Raw genomic sequence first — 14,476 nt, 5'->3', positions numbered from 1 at the left:
GGCTTTCCGGAGCCCCTTGGGTATAGTCTGCCGATCACAACGAGCAACGGAGATACCCCTTGGCCTACGAAGTCATCGAGGTCCGCATCGAGGCGGACAAGGTCGGCGTCATCACGCTGAACCGGCCCAAGCAACTGAACGCGCTGAACGACCAGCTCATGAACGAGCTGGGCGAGGCGCTGCAGGCCTTCGACGCCGACGAGAAGATCGGCTGCGTCATCGTCACCGGCAGCGAAAAGGCCTTCGCCGCGGGTGCGGACATCGGCGCCATGGCGCAGTACAGCTTCGCCGATGCGTACAAGGGCGACTACATCACACGCAACTGGGAGCGCATCCGCTCCATCCGCAAGCCGGTGATCGCCGCGGTGAGCGGCTTCGCCCTGGGCGGCGGCTGCGAGCTGGCCATGATGTGCGACTTCATCATCGCGGCCGACAACGCCAAGTTCGGCCAGCCCGAGATCAAGCTGGGCGTCATCCCCGGGGCCGGCGGCACGCAGCGCCTGCCGCGTGCGGTGGGCAAGTCCAAGGCCATGGACATGGCCCTCACCGGCCGCATGATGGATGCGGCCGAGGCCGAGCGCGCCGGGCTGGTCAGCCGCGTCGTGCCCTTTGCCCAGCTGATGGACGAGGCCCTGGGCGCCGCGCTGCAGATCAGCGACTTCTCGCAGATCGCCGTGATGGCGGCCAAGGAATCGGTCAACCGCGCGTTCGAGAGCGGGCTGTCGGACGGCGTGATGTTCGAGCGCCGCCTGTTCCACGCGCTGTTCGCCACCAGCGACCAGAAGGAAGGCATGGACGCCTTCGTGAACAAGCGCAAGGCGACCTTCACCCACCAGTGAGGCACCCCGCCGCGCGGCCCCCGCCACGGGGCTGCGCCACCACCCCCGCCGCTGTCCTCAGCGGCTTTTTTTCGCCCGCGACGGCGCCTTGGCGGCCGACACCTGCAGCCCGGCCTGCCAGTGCGACGGATCGGCGAAGCGCTCCACCAGGAAATCCAGCAGCGCGCGCAGCGCCGGCGGCACCTGCCGGCGCGAGGCGTACACGCCGTGCACACCCAGCGTGCGCGGCGCATGGGCCGGCAGCAGCGCCGTGAGCCGCCCCTGCGCGATCAGCGGCGCGGCGGCATAGACCGGCTGCAGCGTCACGCCCGCGCCGTGCAGCGCGGCGGCCAGCAGCACCTGGGATTCGTTGGCGCTCAGGTTGCCGCCCACCGGCACCGCGATGCGCTCGCCCCGGTGCGTGAACTCCCACAGGCTGCGCCCGAAGTACGAATACGTGAGGCAGTTGTGCGTCGCCAGGTCCTGCGCGCGGCGCGGCGTGCCGTGCGCGGCCAGGTAGGCGGGCGCGGCGCACACCACCGATGCGCACTCGCCCAGCGTGCGGGCGATGAGGTTGGGGTCCAGGTCGTTGCTGATGCGCACGGCCAGGTCGATGCGCTCCTGCACCAGGTTCACCGGCCGGGAATCGATGTGCAGGTCGATGGCCACCAGCGGATGGCGGCGCAGGAACTCGGCCACAGCGGGCGACAGCACCTCCTGCGCGAGCGACTGCGAACTGGCGATGCGCAGCAGGCCGCGCGGCACCTCGGCCCCCTCGCCCACCGGCACCGCCATCTCGGCGGCCAGCTCCAGCATGCGCCGGCAGCGCGCCAGGGCCTGCTCGCCGGCCGCCGTGAGACCCAGGCGGCGCGTGGTGCGGTGCAGAAGCCGGGCGCCGGCCCAGGCCTCCATCTGCGCGAGGTAGCGCGTGACCATGGCGCGCGACATGTCCAGCGATTCGGCGGCGGCGGTCATGCTGCCGCGCTCGGCGATGCGCACGAAGACATCGGCGGCGGTGAGGCGGTCCATATTCGATCGATTTATGCAACAAAGCTTTGCATGGTAGGGGGTTTTTCGGCCGATCCAGGCAACCTACGATCCAGCCCATTCCTTCTTTCCTTTATCCAAACCCTCGCTGACCAGGAGCCCCGCCATGTCCCGCACACCCCGATTCCTTCGCACCCTGATCGCCGGCGCCGCCAGCCTCGGCTTCGCCGCCGTGGCGCTGGCCGCCGGCCCGCTGCAGCTGCAGGTGTACAACCCCGGCACGAAGAGCCTGTTCCCCGTGTCGTCGGAGCTGATCACGGGCGACACCGAAGCCGTGCTGATCGACGCGCAGTTCCAGCGCGACGACGCCCAGGCCCTGGTGGAGAAAATCCGCGCCAGCGGCAAGAAGCTGACCACGGTGTACATCAGCCACAAGGACCCTGATTTCTACTTCGGCCTGGACGTCATCCAAGCCGCCTTCCCCACGGCACGCATCGTCGCCACGCCGCAGACGGTGGCCGGCATCCAGGCCTCCAAGGACGGCAAGCTCGCCCACTGGGGCCCCATCCTCAAGGCCAACGCGCCCCAGGCCCTGGTGGTGCCCGAGCCGCTGCAGGGCGACACCATCACGCTGGAAGGCCAGGCCATCCAGGTGGTCGGCCTGAACGGCCCGACGCCCGGCCGCACGGTGGTGTGGATTCCTTCGCTGAAGGCCGTGGTGGGCGGCGTGCCGGTGGCCGCCAACATCCACGTCTGGATGGCCGACACGCAGACGCCCGAATCGCGCCGCGACTGGCTCGCCACGCTCGACCAGATCGACGCGCTGCAGCCGCAGGTCGTGGTACCGGGCCACTTCGCGCCGGACGCCAGCGGCCGGGAGCCGCGCAGCACGGCCTCGGTGGCATTCACCCGCGGCTACGTGAAGGCCTTCGAGGAAGAAGCCGCCCGCGCCAAGGACTCGGCCGCGCTGGTCGCCGCCATGAAGCGGCGCTACCCGCAACTGGGCGAATCGTCGTCGCTGGAACTGGGCGCCAAGGTCATCAAGGGCGAAATGAAATGGCCGCAATGAACGCCGCCGCGCCGTCCGCGGTGCTGCACTGCGTCTTCGACCCGCTGTGCGGCTGGTGCTACGCCGCCGCGCCGCTGGTGCAAGCCGCGCGGCAGGTGCCGGGCCTGGCGATCGCGCTGCACGGCGGCGGCATGCTGGCCGGCCACAACCGCATCGCCATCACGCCCCGGTGGCGCGACCACGTGGTGCCGCACGACCGGCGCATCGCCCAGCTCACCGGCCAGCCCTTCGGCGAGGCGTACTTCGAAGGCCTGCTGCGCGACCCGATGGCGGTGATGGATTCGGAGCCGCCGACCACCGCCATCCTGGCCGCCCAGGCCCTGGACCAGCGCGGGCTGGACATGGCGCACCGCATCCAGCACGCGCACTATGCGCAGGGCCGCCGCGTGGCGGACGCCGCGGTGCTGCAGGAGTTGGCGGCCGAACTGGGCCTGGACGCCGAGGCGTTCCGCTCCGCCTTCGCGCAGTGGCAAGGCGCGCCCACCCAGGCGCACTTCGCGGAAAGCCGCCAGTGGCTGGCCCGCGCGGGCGGCCAGGGCTTTCCCACCCTGGCGCTGGAGCAGCCCGGCGCGCCGCTGCAGACGCTGGACATCGGCCCCTGGCTGGGCCAGCCCGAGGCCTGGAAGACCGTGCTGCGCCAGCACCTGGAGGCCGGGCGGGCCGCCATCGCGCCGGCCGGCAGTGCCCTGGCTTGTCGCCCGGACGGCTGCGCGATCTGATGGCGGGCGGGCATCCCCTGCCCTGCGGTTTTCAACCGGGGAACACCGGCTCACCCAGGTTGAGCATCAGCCGGTTGGCCCAGGCGAAGATGGCCACGGCGTGCACGGCGTCGAGGATTTCCAGGTCCGACAGGCCGGCCGCGCGCAGCGGCCGCACCTGGTCCGCACCGAACGCGCCGGGCGCGCGCGTGAGGTCGATGCTGGCCTGCACGATGGCCTGTTCGCGCGCCGTGGTGCCCGCGCCCTGCGGCTCGGTGAACACCTGCACGATCACGTCGTTGCGCTTGGCCAGTTGCTCGAACCGCTGCGCATGCACCGAGGCGCAGTACACGCAGCCGTTCACGCGCGAGACCACGGCACTGGCCAGTTCGCGCTCGGCGCGCGACAGGCCGCCGGGCGCGTACATGATCGCGTTGAACACGATGGACCGCTCCTCCAGGATGCGCGGCTGGTGCACCAGCACGCGGTAGTAGTCGCTGGTCTTGGCCTTGGGGTGGCTGGCCTCGAGCACCGCCAGTTGCGCGGGCGAGGCCTGCGCCAGGTCCAGCACGGGCAGCCAGGCTTTCCACTCCAGCGTCTCGCTGGTGTAGCCGTTCACGCGCACGGGCTCGCCGGGCTTCGGGAGATTGGCCGGGTGCACGAACGGCGCGGCGGCCGGGGCCGGCTCGACAGCAGCGGCTGCGGGCGAAGCCGCCGGCGTGCCGAGCGCCGCCAGGGCCTGCAGCCCTGCCACCACGCGCACTTGGTAGGCCACGAAGGCGATGAGCTGCGCCAGCGCCACCACGGCGGGCGTGGACAGGCCGGCGGCGGGCAGCTGCAGCAGCGCCTCGCGGTCGCCCTCCACCGGCCGCGCGGCCAGCAGGTCGGCAAAGCGCAGGATGGCCTGCAGGCGCGGATCCTGCCCCGGCGAATCGCCCGGGTCCAGGGCCGCGCGCTGTGCGGGCGTGAGGTCGGCCAGGCCCTGCAGCCGCGCCGTATAGTGCGCCGCCACCGGCGCGCTGCCGGCCTGGGTGGCGATGGCCCGCGCCGCCAGCAGGCGCTCGGCCAGGGAGAGGCCCTCCAGCGCGGGATCGAACAGGCTGTCGTAGCTGCCCTGGGTGGCGGCGACCACCTTGTCGCGCTGGTGGCGCACGGCCTGCACGGGGTCGCCGGGGGTCAGCGGCACCAGGGTGTCCACCAGGTCGGGGGAAAAGGATGCATCGGTCATGGTCGGCTCCGGTTGGGCGGCATCATTTAGGCCGCCAGGGATCTCAGTGTTTTAGGGCTGCAGCACAGATTCTTCTAGGGCAGCTTGCTTCAAAAACGATAGCACCTGCCGCCACGAGTGTTCGTCGGCCCAGGCGTTGGGCGCGGGCGCGCCGCCGCCGGTGCTGAGCCGGCCCGAGACCGGGTGGGCGTACACGGTCTGCGTGGTGGGCAGGTAGGGAAACAAAATCGAATGCCCTGCGCCCGCGTAGTCGTACTGCGCCACCGGGTGCGGGTGCGCATGGGCCTTGAGCCGCTCCACGACCATGCGGCCGTAGCGCGACGAGGGCCAGGAGCCGTCGTCCTCGGCGGTCAGCAGCAGCACCGGGCCGCGGATGCGCTCCACGCGGATGCGGGCGCGCTCCACGGCCTCCTCGTCCTGCAGCGCGGTGAGCAGCGCGTTGGCATGGCGGCGCGGCTCAGGGCCCTCGTCCCACGGCGCCCAGGTGGCCGTGCGGTTGTTCTCCCACAGGTGCGGCAGCGGCTGGCCGCGGAAGATCCACGCCGGGCCGTTGCGGCTGTCGGGGCCGTTGGCGGGGTTGCACGCGTTCTGCGCGCTGTGCACCACCGCGCCCGGCACGTAGCCGATGACGGCCGAGACCTGCTCCGGGAACAGCGTGCCCAGCAGCAGCACCAGCTCGCCGCCGCGCGACTGCCCGCTCAGCGCGACGAAGCCGCCGCGCGGGCGCACCGTGCGGTGCAGCCAGGCGAGCGCGGTCTCGAAGTATTCGAGGTGCGTGTCCGAGATGTGGTCGGGCCGCCCCGGCGACTGGAAGTAGCCCAGCGCCAGCGCCGCGTAGCCGTGCGAGGCGTACAGCGCCGCACGCGGCTCGTTGATGCCCCCGCCCGAGCCGTTGAGCACCAGCACCGCCGGGTGCGGGCCCGGGCCCGGCGGCAGAAACAGCGTGCCCGACAGGCCCTCGTCGCGCACGTCGCGCCGCACCACGCCGGGGCCGACCAGGTGCTGCACGAAACGGCCCGGGAGCGGCGCGCCGCCCGGCGCGCCGCGCTGCAGGGTGACCTCGGTGGCCAGCGGCGCGGCCGGGGTGCTGGCGAACAGCGCGCGCGGCGCCTGCCCGCCGTCGGGCACCTGCGACCACACCAGGCCCATGGGCGACACGCCGGCGTAGCTGCCCGACCGCGGCGCGTCGCGCGACAGGTCCACCGTGCCCTGGGCATCGGCCTCGAAGACGGCCTCGGCGCGCCAGGCGACGCCCGGGCCGCGCAGGGTGTGGCTGCGCAGCGTGACGGTCTCGCCCGGCACGAGTCCGCTGGCCACGATGTGGCGCGGCACGTCGATCAGCGCGTCGGCGGGGGTGATGGTGAGCGCGGCCACGCCTTACTTGCCCACGCGGGTGACTTGCAGGGCGGTGGTGCGGTCGCTCAGGATCGGCTCGACCTTCAGCCCCTTCTTGGCCGCCCAGATGTTCTGGTAGTGGAACAGCGGGATCTGGCCCACGTCGTCCGTGACCAGCTTGGCGGCATGGCGGAACACGGCCTCGCGGCGGCGCGCATCGAACTCCACCGTGGCGGCGTCGAGCGCCTTGTCCACCGCTTCGTTGCTGTAGCGGCCCCAGTTGTTGGCGCCCCGGCCGCGCTGGGCGTCGGTGGTGGCGAGCGTCTGCAGCAGGCCGTAGCCGGCCTCGCCCGTGCCGTTGCCCCAGGCGATCACGCTGACGGCGAAGTCGTTCTTGTTGGCGCGGCTGGCGTACGAGGCCCAGGGCAGCACCTCCACCTTGGTCTTCACGCCCGCGCGGCTCCAGAACTGGGCCACGGCCTGCACGGTCTCGGGGGCCTGCGGGTAGCGGTCGCCGGGCACGTGGATGGTGATCTGGAAGCCCTGCGGAAAGCCGGCCTCGGCCAGCAGCTTCCTGGCCTGCTCCACGTTGTAGGGAATGTCCTTGACCTCGGGGTTGTAGCCGAAGCTGCCCTTGGGCATCCACTGGTTGGCCTCGGTCACCGTGCCCTGCAGCACGCGGTCCACAATGGCCTTGCGGTTGATGGCCAGCGACAGCGCCTGGCGCACGCGCACGTCCCGCAGCGGGTTCTGCGCGAGCGGCTTGCCCGCGTTGTCGGTGACGAACTCGTTGGCGCCGGCCTTGAAGCTGGGCTGCAGCAGCAGCGCGCGCAGGCCGGGGTAGGTGTACACGCTCACGCTGGGCGTCTTGCGCAGCTTCTCCACGTCGGTCACGGCAACCTTGTCGATCACGTCCACATCGCCCGCCAGCAGCGCGGCGGTGCGCGCCGCGCCGTTGTTGATGTAGCGGTAGTTCACCTTCTCCCACAGCGGCTTGGTGCCGTAGTAGCTCGCGCTGCGCTCGAACACCGTGCGGTCGCCCGGCACGTAAGAGATGAATTGGTAGGGCCCCGTGCCCACGACGGCACGGCCGGCGTTGTAGTCCTCGGTCTTGGATTTTTCGCCCACGTGCTTGCTCACGATGTAGATCGAGGCGACCTCCAGCGGCAGCATGGGGTTGGGCGTGTTGGTCTTGACGATGACGGTATGCGCGTCCTTGGCCGTGGTCGACTCGACCGTGCGCAGCGCGCCCGCATAGGACGCCACGCTGCCGGGCACGTTGCGCGCGCGCTGGAACGAGAACACGATGTCGTCGGCCGTGAAGGGCGTGCCGTCCTGCCACTTCACGTCGGTGCGCAGCTTGAACTCCCAGGTCTTGTCGTCCAGCGTCTTCCAGCTGGCGGCCAGGCCGGGCTCCAGCTTGCCGCCGTCGCGCGAGTTGACCAGCGAGTCCCAGAAATGCAGCGCCAGCGAGCGGTCGCCCGCGTGGTTGTTGAGCTGCGGATCGACCGACGACACCGGGTCGGCGAAGCCGATGGACAGCGTATTGCCGTTCTGCGCGAGCGCGCCGGTGCCGGCGAGCAGCGCGGCGGCGGCCAGGGTGGCGAGGCGGAAGGAAGTCATGGCGGGCCTTTCAGGAAAAAACGAACGGGATACGGCGGCGGGAACGGGCGGTGGGCGGTGGGCGTTCAGCCATCGTTGAGGTGGCAGGCGCTCTCGTGCCGCACGGCGATGCCGCGCAGCCGCGGCACCTCGGTGGCGCAGCGCGGCATGGCGTGCGGGCACCGGGGGTGGAAATGGCAGCCCGAGGGCGGCGAAATGGGGCTGGGGATCTCGCCGCAGATGGACGAAAAGCGCGTGCGCCGCGCGGCCACACTCGGGATCTCGGCCAGCAACGCCTGCGTGTAGGGGTGGTTGGGCCGGGCGAAGAGTTCCTCGACCGGCGCGCTCTCGACCACGCGGCCCAGGTACATCACCACCACGCGGTCGCACACATGTTCCACCACGCCCAGGTCATGGCTGATGAACAGGTAGGTCAGGCCCAGCTGGTCGCGCAGGTCCATGAACAGGTTGAGGATCTGCGCCTGGATCGACACGTCCAGCGCCGCCACGGCCTCGTCGCACACCAGCAGGCCCGGCTGCACCGCCAGCGCGCGGGCGATGCCGATGCGCTGGCGCTGCCCGCCGCTGAACTGGTGCGGGTAGCGGTGGCGCAGCGCCGGGTCCAGCCCCGCGCGGCGCAGCTGGGCGCTCACGTAGTCATCGAGCCCGGCGGCATCGGTCAGGCCGTGCAGCAGCGCCGCTTCGCCCACGATGCGCGAGACGCGCAAGCGCGGGTTCAGGCTGGCGAACGGGTCCTGGAACACCATCTGCGTGCGCAGCCGCGCGGCCAGCCGGTCGCGGCCGTTCAATGCTTCGAGCGGGCGCCCGTCCACCCGCACCTCGCCCTCGGTGGCCGGCAGCAGCCCGGCAGCGATGCGGCCCAGCGTGGACTTGCCGCAGCCCGACTCGCCCACCAAGCCCACGACCTCGCCCGCGTGCACCGCCAGGTCCACACCGTCGACCGCGTGGGTGACGACTGGCGCTCTGGAAAGGCCCAGGCGCCGCAGCGCCCGGCCCACGGGGCCCGGCGGCGGCTGCAGGCCGAAGCGCTTGGCCACGCCGCGCAGCTCCACCAGCGGCGGGGCGGTGGCCGTGGCCGGGTTGGCGCCGCCAGGGCCTGGCGGCGAAAGAACATCGCGAACCTCGCTCATGCCGCGCCCTCCGAAGCACCGGGATGGAAGCACCGCACCGCGTGCGCCGGGGCCTGGGCGCGCGGGTGCGTGATGGCCGGCGGCACGCCGCAGGCGGCGCTGGCGCGCGCGCAGCGCGGCGCGAAGGCGCAGCCCGGCGGCATGTTCAGCAGCGACGGCGCCATGCCGGGAATCTGCCGCAGCCGCTCGCCGCGCCGGTTGGCGCTGGGCAGGCTGCCGATCAGGCCCTGGGTGTAGGGGTGCTGCGGATGGTCGAGCACGTCGTCCACCGTGCCGTGCTCCACGATGCGCCCGGCATACATCACGGCGATCTCGTCGGCCAGGCCGGCCACCACCGACAGGTCGTGGCTGATCCAGATCAGCGAGGTGCCGCGCTCGCGCACCAGCTTTTGCACTTCCGACAGGATCTGCGCCTGGATGGTCACGTCCAGCGCCGTGGTCGGCTCGTCGGCGATGACGAGGTCGGGCCCGTGCAGCAGCGCGATGGCGATCGCCACGCGCTGGCGCATGCCGCCCGACAGCTGGTGCGGGTAGGCCCGCAGCCGGTCGTCGGGGCTGGGAATGCCCATCAGCGCCAGCGTGTCGCGCGACAGGGCGCGGGCCTCGGCGGTGGTGGTGCGGCGGTGGGCCTTCACGGCCTCGATCATCTGCGTGTCCACGCGCAGCACCGGGTTGAGCGTGGCCATCGGGTCCTGGAAGATCATGGCGATGCGGTTGCCCTGCAGCGCGCGCCGCTCGGCGGCCGGCAGCGTGGTGAGATCGCGGCCCTGGAACAGCACCTGCCCGCCCTCCACGCGGCCGGGCGGATCGACCAGCCCCATGATCGAAAAGCCGGTGACGGATTTGCCCGAGCCCGACTCGCCCACCAGGCCCAGCACCTTGCCGCGCCCGAGCGAGAACGACACGCCGTCCACCACTGGCAGCACGCCGGCACGGGTGTGAAAGCGCGTGCGCAGATCGCGCACCTCCAGCGTGGGGACGCCGGCAGGCACCGCGGCAGCGGACGCCGGGATCGGAGAAGACGATGCGGTGCCCATCATTTCTGCAGCCTCGGGTTGAGCACGTCGCGCAACTGGTCGCCCACGAGGTTGATCGCGACGATGGTGAACAGCAGCGCCAGGCCGGGAAAGAAGCTGATCCAGTATTCGTTGGACAGCAGGTACTGGTAGCCGTTGGAGATCAGGAGGCCCAGCGACGGCTCGGTGATCGGCACGCCCAGGCCCAGGAACGACAGCGTGGCCTCCAGCGTGATGGCGCGCGCCACCTGAAGCGCGCCGATCACCAGCAGCGGCGGCAGGCAGTTGGGCAGGATGTGCCCGGTGACGATGCGCCAGCCCGGAATGCCCTGGCCGCGCGCCGCCTCCACGTATTCGCGACGCGCCTCCACCAGCGCCTGGCCGCGCGCCGTGCGGGCGTAGTAGGCCCACTCCAGCAGCACCAGCGTGAGCACCACGTTGCCCACGCCCTTGCCCACGTAGGCCAGGATCATCAGCGCCATGAGGATGGTCGGGAACGACAGCAGCAGGTCCACCACGCGCATCAGCAGCGCATCGACCTTGCCGCCCGCGTAGGCCGCGAGCAGCCCCACCAGCGTGCCGATCACCGCCGCTACCACGGCCGAGCCCACGCCCACCAGCAGGCTGATGCGCAGGCCGTACACGATGGCCGAGTACAGGTCGCGCCCCTGCCCGTCCGTGCCCAGCCAGTAGGTGAAGGTGCCCTCGGCGTTGGCCGCGCCGGGCTTCAGGCGCGCGTCCAGCACATCGAGCTGCATCAGGTCGTAGGGGTTCTGCGGCGTGATCCAGGGCGCGGCCAGCGCCGCGATCACCACCAGCGCCAGCACGGCCAGCGCGGCGGCCGCGGTGCGCGAGCGCAGGAAATCCGCCGCCACGCGGTACCAGATCGACCGGTCGTCAAAGCCGCGCGCCACGGGGGCGTCGGGCGAAACCACAGGCTGCGTCATGCCGCGCCCTCCACTCGGGCGCGCGGGTCCAGCAGGCGGTAGAGCACGTCCACCACCAGATTGAGCGTCACGAAGATCACGACCACCACCATCAGGTAGGCCACCACGACGGGGCGGTCCAGGCTGTTGATGCTGTCCAGGATCAGCTTGCCCGCACCGGGCCACGCGAAGATGCTTTCGGTCACCACCGCATAGGCGATGGTCGAGCCCAGTTCCAGGCCCAGCACCGTGACGAGCGGGATCAGCGTGTTGCGCAGCACGTGCATGCCCATCACCCGCGCGGGCGACAGGCCCTTGGCGCGCGCGAACTTCACGAAATCCTGCGGCAGCACCTCGCGCACGCCGGCCCGCGTGAGCCGCAGCACCAGCGAGATCTTGAACAGCGCCAGGTTGAACGCCGGCAGCGCCAGATGCTGCAGGCCATCAAGCGTGAGGAACGACCACGGCACGCCGAACAGCTCGCGCGTGGCGCCTCGCCCGCTGGCGGGCATCCACCCCAACTGCACGCTGAACACCATGATGAGCATCAGCGCCACCCAGAACGCCGGCAGCGAAAAGCCCGCGATGCTGACCGCCATGAGCGCCTTGGACACCGCGCTGTCCGGCCGCATGCCGGCATAAAGCCCCAGCGGCACGCCCAGCACCACCGCCAGCACCAGCGCGGCCAGGGCCAGTTCCAGCGTGGCGGGCAGGCGCTGCAGGATCAGGCGCACGGCGTCTTCCTGGTAGACGAAGCTCTTGCCCAGGCTGCCGTGCAGCGCGCCGTCGATGAAGGCCAGGTACTGGCGCCACAGCGGCTGGTCGAGCCCCAGCCGCGCGATGGCGGCCAGGCGCTCCTGCTGGTTCATGTCGTCGCCGATCAGGATGTCCACCGGGTTGCCGATGGCGTGCAGGCCCACGAAGACGATCACCGTCATGGCCAGCACCACCAGCAGCGCCTGGCCCAGGCGGCGCAGCAGCCAGCCGGTCATGGCCGCGGGGCCGCGGGCGGCCGCGAGCGCTTCAAGGCAAAAAGGCCTCCAGTGCAATATCCACTAGGGCATATAGCTACTATTTTCATAGCAATCATCGCGTGACCTCCGGGGCGCTTTTGGGGAGGGCCGGGGCGCTGGCGGCCGGCGCGGCGGCTTCGGGCCCATAGGCCGGGAAGGCCGCCGGCGTCCATTCGTCGCCGTCCAGCTCGGGCTCTTCGTAGCGCTGCATGGCCGCGTAGTGCAGCGCGGCGTCGTGGGCCAGCAGGCGGGCGGCCAGGCCCCGCGCCAGGCGCTGGGCGCCATCGCTGATCTGCGGGATGTCGCCCGCGCCCGCGCCCTGCGACAGCGCGCCGCCGTAGTTGAAGCAGTGCACGCGGTCCAGGCCCGGGCAGGCGCCGGGCGCCTTCTCCTGGAACTCGAACAGCGGCCCCAGGTCGGGCGAGGCGGCCAGCTCGGCATCGTCCTCGCCGGCCGGCGGCACGAAGCGGTCCTGCCACAGGCGCACGGCCGGCGCGAACGCGGCGAACTCCGGGCGCAGCGCCCAGTCGGTGCGAAAGCCGGTGCAAAAGACCACGAAGTCCGCGGCGATGGGGCCCTTGGCGGTCTCCAGGCGCAGCGCGCCGTCGGCCCGCACGGACGCGCCGTGCACGCCGGCCCCCAGATGGAAGTGCGCATTGGCATGGCGCGACACGCGCAGCGTGCTGCCGTGCGGCGGCGGCACCTGCTGCACGTTCAGGTAATGGCGAAAGCGCCACTTCCATTCGTCCGGCAGCGACCAAAAGCCGTGTGCCATGCCGGGGTTGCCCGCGCCCTTGCCCTTGTTCACACGGGGCAGCTCGGCGCGGCGCACCAGCAGGTCCACGCGTGCGGCGCCGGCCTCCAGCGCGGTGGCGGCCGAATCCATGGCCGAGGCCCCGCCGCCCACCACCGCCACGCGCAGCCCGCGCAGCGCGGCGCCGTCCCATACATCGGCCGAGTGCGCCCAGCGGCCCGCCGGCAGCGCCCGCGCCCAGTCGGGCACCCAGGGGCCGCCCAGGCCGTCGCGGCCCGTGGCCAGCACCGCATGGCGGGCCAGCACGTGGTGGGGCGCGCCGCCGTTGGCATCGTCGGCCAGGTCGATCCGCACCAGGCCGTCGGCGCGCGGATGCACCGCCAGCACGCGCTGGCGGTTGCGCACGTCCAGGCCCAGCACGCGGCGGTACCAGCGCAGGTAATCCATCCACTGCAGGCGCGGGATCTTGTCCAGCGCGGCCCAGGCCGGCAGGCCGAACTGCGCCTCGAACCAGGCGCGGAAGGTGAGCGCCGGCAGGCCCAGCGCGGGCCCGGTCAGCTCCTTGGGCGAGCGCAGGGTTTCCATGCGCGCGGTGGTCGCCCAGGGGCCCTCGAAGCCCTCGGGCGCACGGTCGAACAGCGGTGCCTGCACGCCCATGTGCGCCAGCGAGGCGCCCAGCGCCAGCCCGGCCATGCCGCCGCCGACGATGGCCACGTCCAGCACCGGCTCGCCCGCCTCGGTCAGCCGCGGCGGCACCCAGCGCCGCGCGGGCAGGCCCAGCCATTGCAAGTCCTGGCGCAGGCGCGCCTCCAGGGCGGCGAGCCCGGCGGGCGCGGGCGCAAGGGTGGAATCGGTAGGGGTGGCAATCGTCATTCAGAAACCTCGGAAGCAGTGGGGCCGGCATCGCCGCCGTAGAGCGCCTGCAGCAGCGCGGCATGCGCTTGCGGGGCGTGTTGCACGAAGCCCGGCAGCGGCCGGGCCGCCTGCAGCAGTGCATCCGCCACGGCCTGCACCTGCGGCGTGACGGGCTGCGCCTGGGGCGTGATGACCCCGAAGAAAAAAGGAATGTCGGTGTCCAGCGGCCGCACGGCCACGCCGTCGCAGGGCAGGCCCAGCGCGGTGAGCGGCTCCAGCACGGCCACGCCCAGCCCGGCGCGCACGGCGGCCTGGGCGTTGACGGACGAATTGGTCTCGATCGCATCGCGGCGCGCCAGCCCCGGCTGGCCGAGCTGGGCCAGTGCCCGGTCGATGCGCCCGCGCAGGCGAAACGGGTTGCTCAGGGTGATGAGCCGGCGCTCGGCCAGGGCCGCCAGCGGCACGACCGGTTCGGCGGCCAGCGGGTCGTCCTGCGGCAGCACGGCCATGCAGGCGGTCTGGGCGATCCAGTGCACCTGCAGCCCACGGTGCTCCAGCGGCAGGCTGGTGGCCCCCAATTGCACCGCGCCCGTGAGCACGGCATGCACCACCTCTTCGGGCGAGGTGCTGCGCAACTGGATGGCGGCGCTGCCGGTGTGCGGCTCGGCCAGCCGCAGCGCCTGGGGCAGCAGGCCCACGGCCAGCGCCGAGGTGGCGGCCAGGCGCAGGGGCCGGGCCTCGCCGCGCGCGATCTCGGCGGCGCGATCGCGGATCTGCCGCAGGCCGCCCAGCGCGCGCTCCACGTCCTCGTACAGCAAAAAGCCCTGCTCGGTGGGCGTGACGCGCGGGCCGCCGCGGGCGAAGAGCGCATAGCCGATCTCGGCCTCCAGTTCCTGCAGCGAGCGGCTGACGGAGGGCTGCGAGCGGTCCAGCAGGCGCGCGGCCGCAGTCACGCTGCCGGTGGACATCACCGCGGCGAAGGCTTCGAGCTGGCGCAATTCCATGGGCTTGATTTCATGCGTTT

The 14,476-nt window shown here is 72.0% G+C and carries 13 protein-coding genes; 3 read left to right on the top strand and 10 right to left on the bottom strand.

Annotation, left to right across the window (positions count from 1 at the left end):
- Window positions 1-59 precede the first annotated feature (59 nt).
- A complete protein-coding gene (locus tag AVKW3434_RS07275; protein ID WP_284405319.1) occupies window positions 60-839 on the top strand; it encodes an enoyl-CoA hydratase in 780 nt (259 codons plus the stop codon).
- Between the two features lie 57 nt (window positions 840-896).
- Here the strand turns inward: AVKW3434_RS07275 and AVKW3434_RS07270 are convergent, their stop codons facing one another.
- On the bottom strand, window positions 897-1,847 hold the full coding sequence (locus AVKW3434_RS07270) for a LysR family transcriptional regulator (RefSeq protein ID WP_284405318.1): 951 nt from the start codon (window positions 1,845-1,847) through the stop codon (window positions 897-899).
- A 124-nt stretch (window positions 1,848-1,971) separates the two neighbouring features.
- Here AVKW3434_RS07270 and AVKW3434_RS07265 point away from each other — a divergent pair, with 124 nt between their 5' ends.
- Together AVKW3434_RS07265 and AVKW3434_RS07260 are read left to right on the top strand one after the other, a co-directional pair.
- Window positions 1,972-2,874: an MBL fold metallo-hydrolase gene (locus tag AVKW3434_RS07265; RefSeq protein ID WP_284405317.1), complete on the top strand. Its 903-nt coding sequence runs from the start codon at window positions 1,972-1,974 to the stop codon at window positions 2,872-2,874.
- Entirely contained in the window at window positions 2,862-3,593 is a 732-nt protein-coding gene (locus AVKW3434_RS07260; protein WP_284405316.1) for a DsbA family protein, read from the top strand. Before AVKW3434_RS07265 ends, AVKW3434_RS07260 begins: the two co-directional genes overlap by 13 nt.
- A gap of 31 nt (window positions 3,594-3,624) precedes the next feature.
- On the opposite strand, the gene AVKW3434_RS07255 is transcribed toward AVKW3434_RS07260, so the two are convergent.
- The 9 genes from AVKW3434_RS07255 to AVKW3434_RS07215 form a co-directional block, all read right to left on the bottom strand.
- Complete coding sequence (locus AVKW3434_RS07255; RefSeq protein WP_284405315.1) at window positions 3,625-4,800, bottom strand: CMD domain protein; 1,176 nt, start codon at window positions 4,798-4,800, stop codon at window positions 3,625-3,627.
- Window positions 4,801-4,851: 51 nt separating this feature from the next.
- The gene (locus AVKW3434_RS07250) at window positions 4,852-6,174 is read right to left on the bottom strand and encodes an acyl-CoA thioesterase/bile acid-CoA:amino acid N-acyltransferase family protein (protein WP_284405314.1); all 1,323 of its coding nucleotides are present in this window, start codon (window positions 6,172-6,174) and stop codon (window positions 4,852-4,854) included.
- A gap of 3 nt (window positions 6,175-6,177) precedes the next feature.
- On the bottom strand, window positions 6,178-7,758 hold the full coding sequence (locus AVKW3434_RS07245) for an ABC transporter substrate-binding protein (RefSeq protein ID WP_284405313.1): 1,581 nt from the start codon (window positions 7,756-7,758) through the stop codon (window positions 6,178-6,180).
- Between the two features lie 65 nt (window positions 7,759-7,823).
- The gene (locus tag AVKW3434_RS07240) at window positions 7,824-8,888 is read right to left on the bottom strand and encodes an ABC transporter ATP-binding protein (RefSeq protein WP_284405312.1); all 1,065 of its coding nucleotides are present in this window, start codon (window positions 8,886-8,888) and stop codon (window positions 7,824-7,826) included.
- Window positions 8,885-9,928, bottom strand: a complete 1,044-nt coding sequence (locus tag AVKW3434_RS07235) for an ABC transporter ATP-binding protein (RefSeq protein WP_502869038.1) — start codon at window positions 9,926-9,928, stop codon at window positions 8,885-8,887. The genes AVKW3434_RS07240 and AVKW3434_RS07235 overlap by 4 nt, the downstream gene beginning before the upstream one ends.
- Window positions 9,925-10,851 (bottom strand): ABC transporter permease, encoded by a 927-nt coding sequence (locus tag AVKW3434_RS07230; RefSeq protein WP_272567310.1) that lies wholly within the window; start codon window positions 10,849-10,851, stop codon window positions 9,925-9,927. Before AVKW3434_RS07230 ends, AVKW3434_RS07235 begins: the two co-directional genes overlap by 4 nt.
- A complete protein-coding gene (locus tag AVKW3434_RS07225; protein ID WP_284393141.1) occupies window positions 10,848-11,822 on the bottom strand; it encodes an ABC transporter permease in 975 nt (324 codons plus the stop codon). Before AVKW3434_RS07225 ends, AVKW3434_RS07230 begins: the two co-directional genes overlap by 4 nt.
- A 94-nt stretch (window positions 11,823-11,916) precedes the next feature.
- Window positions 11,917-13,470, bottom strand: a complete 1,554-nt coding sequence (locus tag AVKW3434_RS07220) for a flavin-containing monooxygenase (protein ID WP_284405311.1) — start codon at window positions 13,468-13,470, stop codon at window positions 11,917-11,919.
- Window positions 13,467-14,456, bottom strand: coding sequence for a LysR substrate-binding domain-containing protein (locus AVKW3434_RS07215; protein ID WP_284405310.1), 990 nt, complete (start codon window positions 14,454-14,456; stop codon window positions 13,467-13,469). The genes AVKW3434_RS07220 and AVKW3434_RS07215 overlap by 4 nt, the downstream gene beginning before the upstream one ends.
- Between the last annotated feature and the right edge of the window lie 20 nt (window positions 14,457-14,476).

It is taken from the genome of Acidovorax sp. SUPP3434 (genome assembly GCF_030159015.1).
Taxonomy (GTDB): Bacteria; Pseudomonadota; Gammaproteobacteria; order Burkholderiales; family Burkholderiaceae_C; genus Paracidovorax.
The sequence above is the reverse complement of the archived record's forward strand: the minus strand, read 5'-3'. Positions and strand labels throughout refer to the sequence as shown.